Origin of the sequence: Exiguobacterium sp. s59 (genome assembly GCF_018617475.1) — a bacterium.
Lineage (GTDB): Bacteria > Bacillota > Bacilli > Exiguobacteriales > Exiguobacteriaceae > Exiguobacterium > Exiguobacterium aestuarii.
Genome location: NZ_JACSKG010000003.1, coordinates 348795 through 366350, shown reverse-complemented (window position 1 = coordinate 366350; position 17556 = coordinate 348795). Strand labels below are relative to the sequence as shown.

Sequence of the window (17556 nt, the reverse complement as noted above, 5' to 3'; positions counted from 1 at the left end):
TGCTGTAAACGTTATTGGCGGTTTTGTAATATTTGTCGCCATTGTTTAATGGCGTTCGTTCCATAGAATAAGACGCCACCACGATAGAATTTCGAGCCGATCCAAAGCGTCACGCCAATCGTCCCGATGAGTAAACCGATCGAGAGCGCGACTTCCCACACGGCCACATCGACGAGCATGACTCGAAGGAACATGAGCATCGGGGCAAAAAATGGGACGAAGGATAGAATCGTCACGATCGTCGCATCCGGATTGTTCAAGCCGAACATCGCCACTAAGAACGCTGCGACGAGAAGCATGATGACTGGCATGACCATCTGTTGCGACTCTTCGACGCGGCTGACGAGCGAGCCGAGAACGGCGAAGAGGGACGCATACAATAAGTAGCCGAGTAGGAAGAACACAAGTAGATAGATGACGGCTCGTGCGTTCCCCGCATTTTCGATGACGGTTGTCGCTAACTCACTGCCGCTCGCACTGACATAACCGAATCCGAGGAAAATCCCGATTTGGATGAGGGCGAGCGTCCCGATTGCGGTCACTTTGGCGAGCATATGCGTGACCGGATGGGTCGTCGAGATGATGAGCTCCATGACACGCGACGACTTCTCGGTCGTCACTTCCGTTGAAATCATCGACCCGTACGTGATGATCGAGATATACAAGAGCATCAACATGACATAGACGAGTGCCGAAGATGAGAGAAGTTCATCCGAGTTCTCACCTCCGCGCCCGAGATACGACTCATCGAGCTGAATCGGTTCGCTGAGAGCGGTGATGACGGCTGGGTCGACATCGGCTGATTCAATCAATTCCGCGTTTCGCAGCTGTTGAAGCGATGTTTGCAAGAGAGTCGTAAATTCCTGTTCCGGACGTTCCGAGATGACACGGGCGTCGTAACCATCGACGAAAGCGACGACCCCGTACTCGCCGTCGTTGATTCCGGTCCGCGCTTCTTCTTCAGTGATGTCACTCACGGCGACATCCTCATAGCCGAGCGACTTCATCGTATCAACAAGCGCTGGATTCTCCGATACGACGAGGGCACTCGCCTGTTCGGAATCCTCGAACGAGGACATGATGCGGTCGATGTTCGTAAATCCAAAGATGAAAAGAATCGTCAACGCCGTTGAGATGACGAACGCCTTCGAACGGATTCTCGATTTGAGTGTGAATGCATAGAGCGGTCCAAAGTTATGAAACATGCTGTCCGACCTCCTTGATAAAGATGTCATTGAGCGATACCGGTTGACGCATGAACGTCTTGACGTTCGCCTGATGGCGGACGAGTGTCGATAGAACGATATCACTGTCTTCGAACGAATGCAGGCGTACTAAGTGACCGGATTTGTACGGCTCGATCGTCTCGACGACAGGAAGTGCTTCGAGTAATTGGATTTGGTCCGTCTCAATGAAGAGAGCCGGTTCGGCGTAACGCGACTTGATCGTCGGTACGTCACCACTGACGACGGCACGACCGCCTTTTAAAATCCCGACATGTTGACAGAGCTCTTCGACATGCTCCATCCGGTGGCTTGAGAAGACGATGGTCGTCCCCGCGTCGCGCAAGGCGAGCACTTCACGTTTCAAGATTTCGACGTTGACCGGGTCGAGTCCACTGAATGGCTCATCTAAGATGACGAGTTCAGGGTTGTGGAGCAGGGCGGCGACGAGTTGAATCTTCTGCTGATTCCCTTTTGACAGTTGTTCGACGCGCATCGTCTCATACTGGGGGATCTCCAGCCGTTCGAGCCATGATTTGACCGCACGTTTGGCATCGCTTGAGCGCATGCCTTTCAAACTGGCTAAAAAGACGAGTTGTTCGCGTACTTGTGACTTCGGGTAGAGGCCTCGTTCCTCTGGTAAGTATCCGACGATTCGATGGTCGACTGCTTTTCCGTTCCATGTGATCGTTCCATCGGTCGGTTTTAAGATGTCGAGAATCATGCGGAATGTCGTCGTCTTTCCGGCGCCGTTCGCTCCGAGTAGTCCAAACATTTCCCCTTGTGGGACGCGGAAAGTGAGGTCGTCGACAGCGGTGAAGTCACCGAATTCTTTGGTGACTCGTTCGATCTGTAATGCCATATTCTTATACCTCCTTAGAATGTCTCTACTCCTATCGTACGCCACTGTGAGCAAAAAGTTTCACTTTTTCTGGCAAATGATTTATCTTGAAATCAAGATAATAAAGGAGGGTGACAATGAATACGCAGTCTACAGGCATCCATCACATCTCATCGATGGTTCAAGACCCGCAACGTACGCTTGATTTTTATGGGCAAGTACTCGGTCTCCGTTTCGTGAAACAGACCGTCAATTTTGATGACCCGGGCACGTATCATCTCTATTTCGGGGACGAGGTCGGCACACCGGGGACCGTGATCACGTTCTTCCCGATTCCAGGGTTAGGGAAGGGTCAGGTCGGAAGTGGCCAGGTCGGTGTGACGACATATCTCGTGCCGGCAGGAAGTTTACCGTTCTGGGAAGAAAGACTACAACAGCATGGAATCGCGACCGTTGCCACGGAACGGTTCGATGAGCCGTCGCTTCTTTTTGAAGACCCGGACGGACTCGTCGTCGAACTCGTCGCACGGGCTACGACGAAACAGACGCACTGGGTCATCCCGGGCGTCACGAAGAATGAGGCGATTGTCGGATTTGCCGGCGCTACGCTTTTATCAAAATCACCGGAAGAAACCGTACGTTTGTTGGTGGAACTTTTCGGATTTGAACGGATCGAAGAAGATGAGGAATGGATTCGTCTGAAAGGGACGGCTGACTACGGGAACGTGATCGATGTCAAAAAGACGATTCTTCCGAACGGTGTGCCGGGAACGGGGACGGTCCATCATATCGCTTGGCGGGTTGCGGACGGTGAACGTTATTCTACCTGGCAAGATGCCATCTTTGATCTCGGACTGAGACCGACCGAAGTGAAAGAACGGAACTATTTCCGCTCGGTTTATTTCCATGATGCCGGACGTATCCTGCACGAACTGGCGACAGACGTACCGGGATTCACCGTGGACGAATCGGTCGACACACTCGGTGAGACGTTACGTTTACCGCCATGGCTTGAAGCGGACCGCGACAAGATTGTCCGTACGTTACCAACCATTACAATCCCGAAAGGAGAACGCATATGATTCATCAATTCATTCAAGGAACGAAAGAAACGACGCTCGTCTTATTACACGGAACAGGGGGGAGCGAGCAAGACTTGATCCCGCTCGCGAAAGAGCTGTCACCGGAGTCAAATGTCCTGACGCTACGAGGGGATGTGCTCGAGAACGGGATGACCCGATTCTTCCGTCGTCACGCGGAAGGCGTGCTCGATCTTGAAGATTTAAAAAAGCAGACGGAACGCTTCCTTCAGTTTTTAGATGATGCTGCAGCGGAATATGGGATCAAACGAGACAAGATGATTCCGATCGGTTATTCGAACGGGGCAAACTTGATTGGTTCTGCGCTATACCGCCAACCGGCCTTCGGCGCTTCACTCTTGTTCCATCCGATGGTCCCGGACCGCTCGCTCACTTTACCGGATTTGTCAGGGACGAACGTGTTTATCTCGGCAGGAGAGCGCGACCCGATTTGCCCGAAAGCAGAAACAGAAGAGCTGACATCGACACTCCGGAATGCCGGAGCGGACGTCGAGCTCTTCTATCATACGGGTGGGCATGAAGTGCGCATGGAAGAAGTCGAGGCAGCACGGACATGGATTGCCGCTCACCTCGACTAATTCGTTCAAGCCATTTTTTTCGGTTTGTTCGGACGAGAATAGACGACGAGGACACCTCGGTCAATCAAATAGGCGGCGAATAAACGTTTTGCTTCCTCAGCACGCACAGTTCGGTCGATTTGGATATACAATCGGCCGAGCTTTTTTTGTGAGGTTCGCGTGAGCAACCAAATCGAATCGAGCGTATACTGCCAGGTTTGGAGTGTGTCGCCACCGATATATAAGTAGCGATTTTGCGTACGCTCGAGCAAATAGTTGAGCCACCAGACGTCACGGACCAGTTTGGCACAGACACCGAGCACGAACGTGAGACCGAGGAAGGCCATGCTAGACAACAGAGGATGAATGGCAGAGAAGCCGTTGCGGACCGATTCAAAGGCGATCATGAGTAGCCCGACGGAAAAGCTGCTGATGAACCACCAAAATCCGAAGTTAGAGAATGAACGTTTTGGGTCATGAACCATATGATGTCGATTCCGGATGATCGAAGCCATTCTCTCCACCTCCTTTATTAGAATATTCTGAATATTTAGTAACACTACTATACTATACTGTACCCAATCCCGTCTATTTGAATACGCTCACAACGTGCTGAATCGTGAGGATTTTTTGACGTTTCGGCTTGCAATCAGCGAATTATGGGAATGATGACAATGAAGACATGAAAATTTTGTTGAAACGTAATTTCACTTGGCGAGGGAATCGATTATGATAGGTGAGGGATTTTTCCATATGACCTTTCATGAATTCCGTATGCAAAGAGCGCGTGAAAACATGAAGGTCAGCTTCATCGTAATCATCATAAAGAACTAGAGGGAATGTTATGAGAAATTATTGGTACGACAATATTAAGGGAGTGCTCGTCTTGCTCGTCGTGTTCGGTCACCTGTTGACGGACGTACGTGGCGCATACGACGATATTCTTCCGAAGTGGGTGTATTTGTTCCTGTACACTTTCCACATGCCGTTATTCATTATGCTCAGCGGTTATTTTTATCGAGAGAACCGATATTTACGTGTGATCCAGTTGTTCGTCGTCTACGTCATCTGGCAAGTCATTCTCGGTTCATGGTTCGCCTTCACAGAAGGAATCCCGATCTTCTCACTTGAGAATCCGGGACTGAATCTGTTGAAGCCATACTGGGCACTTTGGTATTTGATGGCGATCATTTTCTGGTACATCATCACCCCATACGTGACACAATTGAAAGGTTACGTATTGTATGCCCTTTTATTCGCGCTCTTATTCGGGTTCCAGGCCGAGGCGACCGGGTACTTCGCGTTACGAAAAGTCATCATGTTCTATCCGTTCTTCCTGATTGGGAACTGGATGTCCGAACGGAATACGCTCAATTTCTTCGAACTTCCGAAACGGGCAGAACAACGAAACCGTTATCGAATCGGTGGAGCGATTGTCTTTGTCACGCTGACAATCGGCTTATTGATTTCCATGCGCGTCCAACAAGATGACACGTTCTATCATATCGGGAACTTGTTCAAGTTCCGTTTCGCCTATGATACGGCGGTGCCGGAAGCGATGTGGAGCGGACCGTTTGCCTTCTTGATTGTCTATACGGTGTCTCTCCTCATGTCAATCAGCTTCGCACTCATCATTCCGGGACGAAAGCTGCCTATTTTCTCTCGGGCAGGGCGATATAGCTTGTACGTGTATCTCGTTCACGTGTTCTTCGTCGTCGCTTGGAAGGCGTTCGTGCCAGCTGGATTTATGCCGACGTCTTGGATGCAACTGCTCGTCTTGTTCGGCGTCGCATTCGTGATGGTGCTCGTGATTATCAGTCCACCGATGGTCCGTCTGTTGCGTCCGCTCGTCGAGATTGATGTGAGGCGCGTACAAAATACGAAAGGTGTGAAAGGGTAAAGTCTTTTCTAAACGCTTCATTTCCGCTACACTTTATAAAGAGGAAACGAAACTAGAGTTAAGGAAGTGACCCTATGCCATACGAAAATGGAATGCACAGCACAGAAGGCGACGTGAACGTCTCTCGTCACGTCGTGGAAATGATCGCCGCAGTCGCGGTGAAAGAAACGAAACACGTATCGTTCACACAAGAAGACACGAAATTGTCAGAACGTGCGCTCATGAAACATGTGAAAGTGGATGAGTCAGAAGAAGGCATCACGATCAACTTGTCGCTTTACATCGCATATGGTCAGTCGATCATCAAGACGGTGACGGCTGTTCAAGAGCGAATCACGCAAGATATGGATACGATGCTCGCGATGACACCGCGTTCGGTGAACGTAAAAGTCGTTGGCATTCAACTGTAATGGGGAGGGGAGAGCGGAAGCTCTTCTCTTTTTTTGATTTTTGCGAAAACGGTTGCATCAAGATAACGTTTTCATTTATAATAGAAATCGAACAAGTGCAACCGTTTGCATCATTGACCAAACGTGCGACGGGTACTTGTCAAGTTCCCTAAATGTAGTCTGACGACACAAGCATTTGAAGGAAAGGCGGAAAGCATGTATGTCAACGATTGAAGCAGTGATTTTCGATTTGGACGGTGTCATCACTGACACGGCAGAGTACCATTACCTCGCTTGGAAGCAGCTCGGTGAAGAGCTCGGAATTCCATTTGACCGCGAATTCAACGAAACCCTCAAAGGGGTGAGTCGGACTGAGTCGCTCGAGCGCATCCTTACGCTCGGCGGAAAACAGAACGATTTCACGCCGGAAGAGAAAGAAGAACTCGCCCAAAAGAAAAACGAGCATTACGTTGAACTTATTCAACATATCTCATCTGACGATTTGCTTCCTGGTATCGTTTCATTCCTTGATGAAATCAAAGAGGCGGGACTCAAAATCGGAATGGCTTCTGCTTCAAAGAACGCGTTTGCGGTCGTTGACGCACTAGGCGTCCGTCATTACTTCGACCATATTGTCGATGCAGCAACTGTCGCCCAGTCAAAACCGCACCCCGAAGTGTTTTTGAAAGCCGCTTCTGCCCTTGGCGTGAAACCCGAACTCGCCATCGGCGTTGAAGACGCGGCTGCAGGCGTAACTGCAATCAAAGCGGCAAACATGTTTGCTGTCGCCGTCGGAGAAGAATCGATGCTCGGTCATGCAGACCTCATCGTCGCTTCTACTGACGAACTTTCACTCGATCGCATCCTCGCTCGCGTGTAATGGACTACAATCATCTTCCGTGAGACGGCGACTGCCCCGAACAGTCGCCGTCTTTTTATAGTCCAAAAGTCCCAAATAGACAATATTGCCCAAAAAGAGATGACAAGCACATTACAAATCCGTTACACTTTTATAGAAGATATCAAGGGATAATTAGGAATTACTGATTTAAAATAGGGAATTCCTAAAATTAATTGGATGTAGAAGGGGATTTGTGTATGGAATCTACGAATGTGAATGAGCACATTTACAGAGAATTGATGGAAATCGAGGAATCGTACCGTCAATTACAACGACGTGCGGAATATTTGATCGCGGAACTGAGTCGAGACAAAGAGGAAAAAGACTCAATGACTGATGCATCAAAACGCCTACGTCCACGTCGTGTAAATCAGCGCTATCCGCTCGAAGTATATGTTCATCAAGTGACGGATCTATTGAAAGAGCGTCAGACGATGAGCGTACGTGATATACAGATGGAGCTCGAACTTCGTTACCGTCATCACATCAGCAACATTTACCAATTGATGGTGAAGATTGAAGGGGTGAACCCGGAAATCAAAAAGATTGGCCGCGGCCTCTATACATATGAACCAGCAGAAGAAGTAGCCGTAACATTTTCATAATCTTGAGCCGATGGGGAACGCCCCATCGGCTTTTTGTTGTAAACGGACTGATATCAACTCATCGATTCAAAATATGATATAATTCGCCAGAGTCTATTTTTTTGAGAGAGGAACTGTCGGCCCATGCTATGGATTGCCATGTTGGTCAGTTTTGTGATGGCCATCTTGATTACACCGCTCGTTCGTCGATTCGCATTCTTCATTGGTGCGGTCGATCATCCGAACGCACGAAAAGTACATTTACGGACGATGCCACGAATCGGTGGTCTGGCGATCTTCATTGCCTTTTTCATCGGCTATGCGTTGCTGCTTCCGACGAGTCGTTATAATGACGCCATCTTGATCGGGGCCGTCGTCATTCTCATTACCGGACTGATCGATGACCGCTTCCAGTTGTCGGCCCGCGTGAAGTTGATGGGGCAGATGATTGCGACGGTCGTCGTTTTGAACTCTGGGATGCGCATCGAGCTCGTCAACCTCCCGTTCGACCAGCAACTGTATCTCGGGTCATGGAGTATCCCGGTCACGGTTCTCTGGCTGATTGGGATCACGAATGCGATCAACTTGATCGATGGGCTCGACGGGCTCGCAGCAGGTGTGTCGAGTATCGCCCTCGGAACGATTGCTGTCCTAGCGATCATTCAAGGGAACGTCTATTTGACGATGATGGCCCTGTTGTTGCTCGCGAGTACACTCGGCTTTCTCGTCCATAACTTCTACCCAGCGAAGATTTTTATGGGGGACACGGGAGCGTTATTTCTCGGATATATGCTTGCCGTCTTCTCGCTGATCGGTTTTAAGAACGTGACATTGTTTTCACTCGTCGTTCCGGTCTTGTTGCTCGGCTTGCCGATCTCGGATACGATTTTCGCGATCGTACGTCGGCTCGTCCAAGGGCGACCTCCGATGTCGCCCGATAAATCGCACATGCACCATCAGTTGATCGACATGGGGTTCACGACACGCCAAGCTGTCTTGCTCATGTATGGGATGACCCTTTTCTTTGGGATCTCTTCGATCTTGTTTGCGAAGACGACGATGATCGGGGCGGTCATCACGTTCGTCGTGGTCCTGATCGTCATTGAATTGATTGTCGAATCGACCGAACTCATTCATCCGAACTATAAACCAATCATCCGTACGTCCCGACGACTTTTGGGTCGTCCGAGGACATAAACAAACGGCCGATATCGCCAAGCGATATCGGCCGTTTTCGTTAGTAAATCGTCGTCTCGGTCATCGAGTCATCTGTCTCATCCGTTGACGGTTCGTCTGCCGTGACGGGCATTCCAAGCTCTGTTTGGAGAAGGGCTTGCGCGTCGCGGAGGTCAGCGGGGTCAAGTTCGTAATAATAGACACCGTTCAACGTCAAATCGGTTCCTTCAAGTGTTTCACGATTGAATGACTTGAGGGATTTCGCATACGGTTGAAGCTGTGAGGCTTCTGACAAGGACATGTTCGTTCGAATATTCTCGCCGACCGCATTCATGATCCGGTTCAACTTGGTGAACGAGTTGATCGTGGTCGCCTCGTTGATGATGGCCTCGATCACTTGTTGCTGTCGACCGGCCCGACCGATGTCACCAGCTGGGTCTTCTTTTCGCATACGGGCGTACGCGAGCGCTTCTTTCCCGTTCAACACTTGCACGCCAGGCTCTAACTCGACGTTCCCGGTCGCTTTTCCGGAGATTGGGATGAGGACGTCGATTTCGACACCTCCGACCGCATCGACGAGGTCTTCGATTCCGTCAAAGTTAATGGTCGCATAGTAGTCGATTGGAATATCGAGCAAATTCTCGACGGTCGCGATCGTTGCATCGATGCCTCCGTACGAATAAGCATGGTTAATCTTGTCTTTGAACGGGTCGCCTTCATCGAGGATAATGTCGACATACGAGTCGCGCGGAATGCTGACGAGTGTCACTTGACGCGATTCCTTGTTGAACGTCGCCACCATCAACGAGTCACTTCGACCTTCTTCGAGTGAGGCGCCGCCATCGACACCTGCTAATAGGACGGAGAAGTGATCTTTCGTCAAGTCGATGGTTTCGTCACGACGTTCTGACTTGTCGCCACGCTCCAACTCTTTGTTTGCATTTTCGGCGGTATCGTTCGCTTTGAAGACAAAATACCCGAAAGCGGAACCGCCGATCAGCAAGACGACACCCAGCACGATGAGGACGATTTTCCAAGGTGACTTTTTCTTGCGTGGGGGTGTTTCCATATGGATTCCTCATTTCAGTTGTTTCTTTTAGTATAGGCGTTTCAGCGTTTGAAATCACGTTCGATGATGCGGATATCGTGAGTTTGTAGTGTACCTTGACCGTTCGTCATGTCTGTCAACCAAGCGAGTGCCGTATCCGTTTCTTCGACGGGTACCGACACGTGGAACGTGACGAGGTCGGCGTAAGAGATGTCGTCGAGCAAGTAGGTGGACTGTCTCAATTCGTTCTCGACTTTGCCGATCCAGGTGTAGTCGACGGTAAGCGTCAACTGTTGCATTTGCAAACGTTCGACAATCCCGATCGCGTCGAGTCCCTCGCTGACGGTCCCACCATATGCTCGGATGAGCCCGCCGCCACCTAACTTGATTCCCCCAAAGTAACGTGTCACGACGACGACCGTGTCTTTGAGATGACGCTTCCGTAACACCTCGAGCATCGGCATGCCCGCGGTGCCGCTCGGTTCCCCGTCATCGTTCGCTTTTTGATGTTCATTTCGTTCCCCGATGATGTAGGCGGAACAGTTGTGGTTTGCGTTCCAATGCTCTTTTTTGATGCCTTGGATGAACGTCTGCGCCTCTTCCTCGGTTTCGACACGTTTGAAGTGAGCGATAAATTTTGATTTTTGTATAACGACTTCGTATGTTCCACTTTGTTTTATAGTATAATTTGACTCAATAGACATTTCTGAAAATTCTCCTTTCTATTTTTGAATATTTTTTTTAGAATTCAAGTAGGCACATACGCTTCACTTAGCGAATGCAATTATAGAAAATCTCTCATGTTCACTGTAAACCTGTTTTAGAGTGGACGATATATAAGGATAGATGAGGATTAACTACCGAACTATTAGGGGATGGCATCGTGAATCATATTACCGATCGGACAGCTTTAGAACATATCATAACAAATATGATTGAAACGGTGACGGAAAGTAAAGAGGAGATTGTCCGTATAACCGAAAGTTCAGCAACTGAATATTCAGCAATTCAAAACGAGTTAAAAGAATTGACGGATAAAATCGAGTTCTACATCGAGGAGTCCGATCGACTCGACCGACTCGTGAAAGCCGCAAAAGCCAAGCTCGTTCAAGTCAGTAAAAAGTTTCATATACATAGTGAGCAAGAAATTCGTGAAGCCTACGAACGGGCGAATCAGATGCAACTGGAACGTTTTCTCGTTCAAAAAGAAGAGATGGCGGCACAGCAACGGCGAAATGATTTAGAACGGCGTCTTCTTATTTTAGAGGACACGATTGAACGGGCCGAAAAATTGATCGGTCGTGTCAGCGTCGTCTTGAACTTCTTACGAGACGATTTGCAACAAGAATATTCGGACATGATGAAAAAGCAGGAGATGGCCATCGGTGTATTCGAAGCGGCCGAGCGCGAACGGCGCCATCTGGCCCGCGAGATGCACGACGGACCGGCGCAATCGCTTGCCCATATTTTGATACGTGCCGATCTGATTGAAAAGACGTTCGATAAACGAGGGAAAGACGAGGCGTTTGCCGAATTACATGAATTGAAAAAGTTGATTCGTGGAGCACTCGTCGACGTACGTCGCTTGATTTACGACTTACGCCCGATGTCACTTGACGATTTAGGCTTTTTACCGACGCTTGAGCGCTATCTCCACCAAACGGAGGAGTATACGGCCATCAAGACACGCCTCAACTATCGGGGATCACGCGCCCGTCTGCCAGAGAAGTTAGAAATCAACGTGTTCCGTCTCGTACAAGAAGCGGTACAAAATGCGATCAAGCATGCCAAGACGCCAGAGATTATCGTCAATGTCGAACAGGCGAGCGATGTGATTCACCTTCACATCCGCGACTATGGCATCGGTTTCGAGCCGAGTACGATTGGCGAAGAATCATTTGGGATTGTCGGGATGCGTGAACGAATTGAGTTGGTGAGCGGAAGTATCACCATTGACTCGGAAGTCGGCAAGGGGACGGTCGTCCGGATGTCGATTCCGATTCCGTGAGAGAACAAGGGGGAAGACATACATGGAAATGACACAGACACGCATTGCAATCGTGGATGATCACGAACTGTTCCGCGAAGGATTGAAGCGGATTTTTGATTTAGAAGATGAATTTACGGTCGTCGCAGAAGGGCGTACGGGTCGCGAGGCGATTCGCATCGCTGGCGAACAAAAACCGGAAATCATGATCTTAGACATCAACATGCCGGACATGAACGGCATCGAGGCGACGAAACAACTGTCTCTCCTTTCACCGGAGACACGCGTCCTCATCCTCTCGATCCATGATGACGAATCGTATATCACGCATGCGCTCGAAGCGGGTGCGTCTGGTTTTCTATTAAAAGAAGTGGCGTCGACCGAATTGATTTCGGCGGTCCGCGCCGTCGCTCGGGACGGGGCTTACCTTCATCCGAAAGTAACGACGAACGTCTTAAAAGAGTACCGTCGTCTCTTACAATTCAAAGGGGAGCAAGCGGGTCGTGGCGTCGAGAGTCGCACAGATGATCCAGTGTACCAATTGTTGTCACGTCGCGAGGTAGAGGTGTTGCACCTTCTCGCGGACGGTCGGTCGAACCGAGATATCAGTGACATGTTGTTCATCAGTGAGAAAACGGTTAAAAACCATGTGTCCTCTGTCCTCCGTAAAATGGATGTGAATGACCGGACGCAAGCGGTCGTTGATGCGATTCGCCGAGGTTGGGTCGAGATTTGAGCGTCACCGATGCTTTACCTCGTTTTTGTGTTACAATATGGAATGGAATCCTAACATAATTGGAAAAATGAAACGACGTAAAGTGAGGATATAGTATGGGAAACATTGCGATTTTAACCGACAGTACCGCCTATCTGTCGGATGATTTTTTGGCACGACATGACGTCCATGTCGCTCCACTCAGTGTCATCTTCGATGGCGCGTCGTACCGCGAGTCGATCGATATGTCGACAGAGGCGTTTTATGAGCGAATCGAGGCAGGCAAACTACCGACGACGTCGCAGCCGGTAATCGGTGAGACGGTCGAGTTGATTGAAAACTTGCCAGACGATGTGACGGATGTGATCGCCATCACGCTATCAAGTGGCATCAGCGGAACGTACCAATCGATGGTCGCGATAAATGATATGGTCGATGTGACCGTTCATGCGTTTGACTCAGAGATTTCTTGTATGCCGCAAGCATTTCTTGTGGAAGAGGCGTTAAACCTCCGTGACAAAGGAGCGACACCGGAAGAGATTATCGCCCGACTCGAGACGGTCCGTGATTCGATTCGCGCCTACTTCGTCGTCGATGACCTCGACCATCTACAACGTGGTGGACGATTGAGCGCCGCGCAAGCGCTCGTCGGCTCGTTCTTACAAATCAAGCCGGTCCTACACTTCCAAGATAAATTGATTGTCCCATTTGAAAAGATTCGTACGTATAAGAAGGCTGTGCGTCGAATCGAAGAAATGATGGACGAGTCGATTGCCGGAGACGGTGAGGGATACTGTATCGGAATCATTCACGCTAACTGCCCGGAGCGTCAGGCGGAAGAAATCGCTTCGATGAAAGAGAAATTCCCGAAAGCACACATCTCGGGAAGCCATTTCGGTCCGGTCATCGGAACGCATCTCGGACCTGGTGCAATCGGCATCACTTGGTATCGTCGCGAATGGTAAACCAAAAGACGACCGTTTCCGGTCGTCTTTTTCAATGGAGGAGGGAATGCGATGGCGAAATATCGCCAAATATTTGAGCGCTTGGCAGAAGAGATGCGCAACGGCACGAGACCTGCAGATTCGAAACTTCCGTCTGAGACGGAATTGATGCATCAGTTCGAGGCAAGTCGGGGAACGGTCCGCAAGGCGCTCGATCTGTTGCAAGAGAACGGATATGTCCGGAAGCATCACGGGAAAGGCGTCTTCGTGTTGAAACGTGACCAGATCGAGTTTCAATTCAACGGCATCGTCAGTTTCTCGGAAGTGTACGCCAGCATGCTCGGTCGTTCTATTCAGACACACGTTGCGGCGTTCGAAGAGATGGAGGCCCCACCTTGGCTCGTCGAACGGATGAACTTGAAGGCGGGGACGCATGTGTTTCGCATCGAGCGGGTCCGGAACTTTGACGGGGAAAACGTCATCTTAGACATCAACTATTTCGTCAAAGACCTCGTCCCTGGATTGACAGAAGAGATTGCCGCTCGTTCCATCTATGGATATATCGAAGGTGAACTCGGTCTGCAAATCAGCTACGCCAAACGGAAAATCGCGGCGGAAGATGTGACAGAGCTCGACCGGATGCGTCTCGATTTGCACGACTATGAATATGTCATCGTCATCACGAACGATACGTTTTTATATGAAGGGCAGCAATTTGAATATACGGAGTCACGGCACCGCTTGGACAAGTTTCAGTTCAGTGACGTTGCTCGGCGCTAGACCTCTTTCGTACAGGAAGAGGTTTTTTGTTTGACGGAGAATGAATAAGGGAATTTTTTACATGAATAATCACTAGAATGTTTCTTGATAACTTGTATATATAAGTTGTTGACGTAACTTATATAGATAAGTTATACTTTGTTTGTACTCATAAGTAACCGTTTTCATTAATCGTTTTCAAACAAAGGAGGACATTAAACATGAAGGCAGATTATCGTCAAATTGCCGCGGATATTTTAGAAGCGATCGGCGGCAAAGACAACGTGGACAAAGCCGCACACTGTGTGACGCGTCTCCGTCTCTCGCTCAAAGATCAGTCAAAAGTCGATGAGGCACGTGTGAAAGAAGTCGATCTCGTCAAGGGGGCGTTCGAGAACTCCGGCGTGTATCAAATCGTTATCGGAGCCGGCGATGTCGATCGCGTCTATGCTGAGTTCATCAAACTCGCGGGACTCGAGGCGGCAACGGTCGCCGAGGTAAAATCCGCAGGCGGCAAAAAAATGAATCCGCTTCAAAAACTCGTCAAAGTCTTCTCTGACGTCTTTATGCCAATCATTCCAGCCATCATCGTGGCCGGTCTCCTCATGGGGATCAACAACTTACTTGCTTCAGAAGGTCTCTTCATCGAAGGGCAGACGCTCATCGAGGCTTATCCGAACCTACAAGGACTTTGGGACCTGATCAACATGATGGCGAACACGTCATTCGTCTTCTTACCGGCACTCGTCGGATGGTCGGCGACGAAACGTTTCGGCGGAAGCGAAGTACTCGGGATCGTCATGGGTCTCTTGCTCGTCCACCCGGACCTCTTGAACGCATGGGGCTACGGGACGGCAGCACTTGAAGGCGAAGTACCGACATTCGATATCCTCGGACTCTTCGAGATCGAGAAAGTCGGATACCAAGGTCAAATCTTGCCGGTCCTCGCCGCGGCTTATATTTTGAGCCAAATTGAGATGTTCTTGAAAAAACGTGTACCGAACGCGATTCAACTCTTGGTCGTTCCAATCACGACAATCGTCGTCACTGGATTCCTCGCACTCGCAATCGTTGGACCGGTCACACGCGGAATCGGGAACTTGATTGCGACAGGACTCGTCAACACGTTTGAAGCGGTACCGGTCGTCGGGGCACTCCTCTTCGGATTGTTCTATGCACCACTCGTCGTCACAGGGATGCACCACTTGTTCATCGCCATCGACCTTCAGTTGATTGCCGATACAGGCGGTACGTTCATCTGGCCGATGATCGCACTCTCTAACATTGCCCAAGGTTCTGCCGCACTCGCGATGTTCTTCGTCTACAAGCACAACGCGAAACAAAAGAGCATGGCATCGACTTCAGCAATCTCGGCTTACTTCGGGATCACGGAGCCGGCGATGTTCGGGGTCAACTTGCCGAACAAATTCCCGTTCTACTCTGCGATGATCGGGTCGGCGATCGCAGCCATCTTCATCACATTGAACGATGTTCAAGCGATCGCAATCGGTGTCGGAGGACTCCCTGGATTCCTCTCGATCTTCACAGACAAAATCCTTCTCTTCATCGTAGGCATGATCATTGCGATCATCGTCCCGTTCGCGCTCACATTCATCTTGTCGAAGCGCTACATGAAGAAAGGTGAAATCGAAGAAAATAAAGTCGCATAAGCATTGACTCGGGAGGGAGGGACGGCAGTTCTTCCCTCTTTCTTATTGAAATGAAAACTCTTACAAAAAGGAGATGTCGTTGATGACACAGAAAAATTGGCGCAAATCAGTCGTCTATCAAATTTACCCGAAAAGTTTTTACAGTCCGGAAGGGAACGCGACCGGATCGATCAAAGGGGTGACGGCGAAGCTAGATTACTTGGCAGAACTCGGCATCGAATACATTTGGATGACGCCTGTCTATCAGTCACCTCAACACGATAACGGCTATGACGTGAGTGATTACTATGCCATCGACCCTTCATACGGTACGATGGAAGACCTCGACGAATTGATCCGTGAGGCAGAGGCGCGGGGCATCGGCCTTATGATGGACATCGTCGTCAACCACTCGTCGACCGACCATGAATGGTTCCAAAAGTCACTATCGGGAGACGAACGATACCGTGACTACTACATCTGGCGTGACGAGCCGACGAACTGGGAATCGAAGTTCGGTGGGAACGCGTGGGAATATGATGAGAAGAGCGGACAATACTATCTCCATCTGTTCGACGTGACCCAGGCCGACTTGAACTGGGAGAACGAGCAGATGCGCGAAGACGTCTATGAGATGATGCGCTTCTGGCGCGAGAAAGGGATCAAAGGGTTCCGTCTCGACGTCATCAACTTGATCTCAAAAGAACAAGACTTCCCAGAGGATGAGTCGGACGGCCGGAAATTCTATACGGACGGTCCACGTATCCACGAATATTTGAAAGAGATGAACCGAGAGGTGTTCGACGGTCATGATGTCATCACGGTCGGTGAGATGTCGTCGACGACGCTTGACCACTGTGTGCGTTATTCGAACCCGGACGAGAACGAGCTCAGCATGACGTTCAGCTTCCACCACTTGAAAGTCGACTATCCGAACGGCGAGAAATTCGTCGCGGCACCGTTTGACTTCATCCAATTGAAAGACATCATGTCGACGTGGCAACAAGGGATGCACGGGAAGGGATGGAACGCCATCTTCTGGTGCAACCACGACCAACCACGTGTCGTCAGCCGTTTCGGGAACGACACGAACCATCGCGTCGAGAGCGCGAAGATGCTCGCGACCGTGCTCCACGGGCTCCAAGGGACACCTTACATCTACCAAGGGGAAGAGATTGGGATGACGAATCCTGGTTTTGACGACTTGAATGAGTATCGAGACATCGAGACGCTCAACAACTATAAGTTGAAACGCGAAGAAGGCGTGTCACATGAAGACATGATGGCGGCCATCAAACAAAAGTCACGCGATAACTCGCGGACGCCGATGCAGTGGGATGCGACGACGCATGCCGGTTTCACGGACGGCACACCATGGATCAACGTCGCACCGAACTATCAAGACGTGAACGTCGAAGCGGCGCTCGATGACCCGAATTCGGTGTTCTACCACTACAAGAACTTGATTGCGTTACGAAAAGAACTTGACGTCTTGACGGACGGGGACTACACGCTCCTCACGCCTGATTCTCTAGACGTTTGGGCATATACACGGAAGACCGACCGCGAGGAGCTCCTCGTCGTCGCCAACTTCTATGGAACCGAAACGACGTACACGATCCCGGAAGATTTCGAGCGGGTGAGCGTCGTCAGTCACAACTACGACGTGCCTGAGCTCGACGGGACGACGTTGTCCCTTCGTCCATACGAGGCGATCATGTTCTACAAACAGAAATAAGCAAGTGGGACCCGACTTTTTCGTCGGGTCCTATTTATGTTTAGC

18 protein-coding genes are annotated in these 17556 nt (G+C 50.0%); 13 read left to right on the top strand and 5 right to left on the bottom strand.

What is annotated here, in order from left to right:
• Positions 1–11: 11 nt before the first annotated feature.
• A complete protein-coding gene (locus KNO91_RS07800; RefSeq protein WP_214793701.1) occupies positions 12–1205 on the bottom strand; it encodes an ABC transporter permease in 1194 nt (397 codons plus the stop codon).
• The gene (locus KNO91_RS07795) at positions 1195–2085 is read right to left on the bottom strand and encodes an ABC transporter ATP-binding protein (RefSeq protein WP_214786805.1); all 891 of its coding nucleotides are present in this window, start codon (positions 2083–2085) and stop codon (positions 1195–1197) included. The genes KNO91_RS07800 and KNO91_RS07795 overlap by 11 nt, the downstream gene beginning before the upstream one ends.
• Positions 2086–2201: 116 nt before the next feature.
• Here KNO91_RS07795 and KNO91_RS07790 point away from each other — a divergent pair, with 116 nt between their 5' ends.
• Together KNO91_RS07790 and KNO91_RS07785 are read left to right on the top strand one after the other, a co-directional pair.
• Positions 2202–3146: a ring-cleaving dioxygenase gene (locus tag KNO91_RS07790; RefSeq protein WP_214793704.1), complete on the top strand. Its 945-nt coding sequence runs from the start codon at positions 2202–2204 to the stop codon at positions 3144–3146.
• Positions 3143–3742 (top strand): alpha/beta hydrolase, encoded by a 600-nt coding sequence (locus tag KNO91_RS07785; RefSeq protein WP_214786809.1) that lies wholly within the window; start codon positions 3143–3145, stop codon positions 3740–3742. Before KNO91_RS07790 ends, KNO91_RS07785 begins: the two co-directional genes overlap by 4 nt.
• Positions 3743–3747: 5 nt before the next feature.
• Here the strand turns inward: KNO91_RS07785 and KNO91_RS07780 are convergent, their stop codons facing one another.
• Positions 3748–4236: a hypothetical protein gene (locus tag KNO91_RS07780; RefSeq protein ID WP_214786811.1), complete on the bottom strand. Its 489-nt coding sequence runs from the start codon at positions 4234–4236 to the stop codon at positions 3748–3750.
• 329 nt (positions 4237–4565) lie between these two features.
• On the opposite strand from KNO91_RS07780, the gene KNO91_RS07775 reads away from it, so the two are divergent.
• From KNO91_RS07775 to KNO91_RS07755, 5 genes are all read left to right on the top strand, one after another.
• Positions 4566–5621, top strand: a complete 1056-nt coding sequence (locus KNO91_RS07775) for an acyltransferase family protein (protein ID WP_214793707.1) — start codon at positions 4566–4568, stop codon at positions 5619–5621.
• A 74-nt stretch (positions 5622–5695) separates the two neighbouring features.
• Positions 5696–6031: an Asp23/Gls24 family envelope stress response protein gene (locus tag KNO91_RS07770; RefSeq protein WP_074033784.1), complete on the top strand. Its 336-nt coding sequence runs from the start codon at positions 5696–5698 to the stop codon at positions 6029–6031.
• Positions 6032–6230: 199 nt separating this feature from the next.
• Entirely contained in the window at positions 6231–6890 is a 660-nt protein-coding gene (pgmB, locus tag KNO91_RS07765) for a beta-phosphoglucomutase (RefSeq protein WP_214817321.1), read from the top strand.
• Between the two features lie 218 nt (positions 6891–7108).
• Positions 7109–7516, top strand: a complete 408-nt coding sequence (locus KNO91_RS07760) for a Rok-like winged helix domain-containing protein (protein WP_214793710.1) — start codon at positions 7109–7111, stop codon at positions 7514–7516.
• Between the two features lie 123 nt (positions 7517–7639).
• Positions 7640–8692, top strand: coding sequence for a glycosyltransferase family 4 protein (locus KNO91_RS07755; protein WP_214793713.1), 1053 nt, complete (start codon positions 7640–7642; stop codon positions 8690–8692).
• 40 nt (positions 8693–8732) lie between these two features.
• Here KNO91_RS07755 and KNO91_RS07750 read toward each other — a convergent pair whose 3' ends face one another.
• Both KNO91_RS07750 and KNO91_RS07745 read right to left on the bottom strand, forming a co-directional pair.
• Positions 8733–9740 carry an LCP family protein gene (locus KNO91_RS07750; protein WP_214793717.1) on the bottom strand — a complete coding sequence of 336 codons (1008 nt, stop codon included), beginning with the start codon at positions 9738–9740 and terminating at the stop codon, positions 8733–8735.
• Between the two features lie 41 nt (positions 9741–9781).
• The gene (locus KNO91_RS07745) at positions 9782–10423 is read right to left on the bottom strand and encodes a YigZ family protein (protein ID WP_214793720.1); all 642 of its coding nucleotides are present in this window, start codon (positions 10421–10423) and stop codon (positions 9782–9784) included.
• A 179-nt stretch (positions 10424–10602) separates the two neighbouring features.
• Between KNO91_RS07745 and KNO91_RS15455 the strand changes: the two genes are divergently transcribed.
• From KNO91_RS15455 to treC, 6 genes are all read left to right on the top strand, one after another.
• The gene (locus tag KNO91_RS15455) at positions 10603–11727 is read left to right on the top strand and encodes a sensor histidine kinase (RefSeq protein ID WP_214793723.1); all 1125 of its coding nucleotides are present in this window, start codon (positions 10603–10605) and stop codon (positions 11725–11727) included.
• Positions 11728–11749: 22 nt separating this feature from the next.
• Positions 11750–12442, top strand: coding sequence for a response regulator transcription factor (locus KNO91_RS07735; RefSeq protein WP_271305325.1), 693 nt, complete (start codon positions 11750–11752; stop codon positions 12440–12442).
• A gap of 95 nt (positions 12443–12537) precedes the next feature.
• Positions 12538–13386, top strand: coding sequence for a DegV family protein (locus KNO91_RS07730; protein ID WP_214817319.1), 849 nt, complete (start codon positions 12538–12540; stop codon positions 13384–13386).
• A gap of 51 nt (positions 13387–13437) precedes the next feature.
• Entirely contained in the window at positions 13438–14145 is a 708-nt protein-coding gene (treR, locus tag KNO91_RS07725; protein WP_214786828.1) for a trehalose operon repressor, read from the top strand.
• Positions 14146–14345: 200 nt separating this feature from the next.
• On the top strand, positions 14346–15794 hold the full coding sequence (gene treP, locus KNO91_RS07720) for a PTS system trehalose-specific EIIBC component (RefSeq protein ID WP_214793732.1): 1449 nt from the start codon (positions 14346–14348) through the stop codon (positions 15792–15794).
• Between the two features lie 82 nt (positions 15795–15876).
• Entirely contained in the window at positions 15877–17511 is a 1635-nt protein-coding gene (treC, locus tag KNO91_RS07715; protein WP_214817316.1) for an alpha,alpha-phosphotrehalase, read from the top strand.
• Positions 17512–17556: the final 45 nt, after the last annotated feature.

Bases quoted from the DNA above. Each gene is read 5' to 3' on its own strand.
- KNO91_RS07770 (WP_074033784.1), top strand. From the start codon at position 5,696: ATGCCATACGAAAATGGAATGCACAGCACAGAAGGCGACGTGAACGTC.
- KNO91_RS07790 (WP_214793704.1), top strand. From the start codon at position 2,202: ATGAATACGCAGTCTACAGGCATCCATCACATCTCATCGATGGTTCAA.
- pgmB (WP_214817321.1), top strand. From the start codon at position 6,231: ATGTCAACGATTGAAGCAGTGATTTTCGATTTGGACGGTGTCATCACT.
- KNO91_RS07785 (WP_214786809.1), top strand. From the start codon at position 3,143: ATGATTCATCAATTCATTCAAGGAACGAAAGAAACGACGCTCGTCTTA.
- treR (WP_214786828.1), top strand. From the start codon at position 13,438: ATGGCGAAATATCGCCAAATATTTGAGCGCTTGGCAGAAGAGATGCGC.
- KNO91_RS07800 (WP_214793701.1), bottom strand. From the start codon at position 1,205: ATGTTTCATAACTTTGGACCGCTCTATGCATTCACACTCAAATCGAGA.
- KNO91_RS07755 (WP_214793713.1), top strand. From the start codon at position 7,640: ATGCTATGGATTGCCATGTTGGTCAGTTTTGTGATGGCCATCTTGATT.
- KNO91_RS07735 (WP_271305325.1), top strand. From the start codon at position 11,750: ATGGAAATGACACAGACACGCATTGCAATCGTGGATGATCACGAACTG.
- KNO91_RS07795 (WP_214786805.1), bottom strand. From the start codon at position 2,085: ATGGCATTACAGATCGAACGAGTCACCAAAGAATTCGGTGACTTCACC.
- treP (WP_214793732.1), top strand. From the start codon at position 14,346: ATGAAGGCAGATTATCGTCAAATTGCCGCGGATATTTTAGAAGCGATC.
- KNO91_RS07775 (WP_214793707.1), top strand. From the start codon at position 4,566: ATGAGAAATTATTGGTACGACAATATTAAGGGAGTGCTCGTCTTGCTC.
- KNO91_RS07730 (WP_214817319.1), top strand. From the start codon at position 12,538: ATGGGAAACATTGCGATTTTAACCGACAGTACCGCCTATCTGTCGGAT.
- KNO91_RS07760 (WP_214793710.1), top strand. From the start codon at position 7,109: ATGGAATCTACGAATGTGAATGAGCACATTTACAGAGAATTGATGGAA.
- KNO91_RS07780 (WP_214786811.1), bottom strand. From the start codon at position 4,236: ATGGCTTCGATCATCCGGAATCGACATCATATGGTTCATGACCCAAAA.
- KNO91_RS07750 (WP_214793717.1), bottom strand. From the start codon at position 9,740: ATGGAAACACCCCCACGCAAGAAAAAGTCACCTTGGAAAATCGTCCTC.
- KNO91_RS07745 (WP_214793720.1), bottom strand. From the start codon at position 10,423: ATGTCTATTGAGTCAAATTATACTATAAAACAAAGTGGAACATACGAA.
- treC (WP_214817316.1), top strand. From the start codon at position 15,877: ATGACACAGAAAAATTGGCGCAAATCAGTCGTCTATCAAATTTACCCG.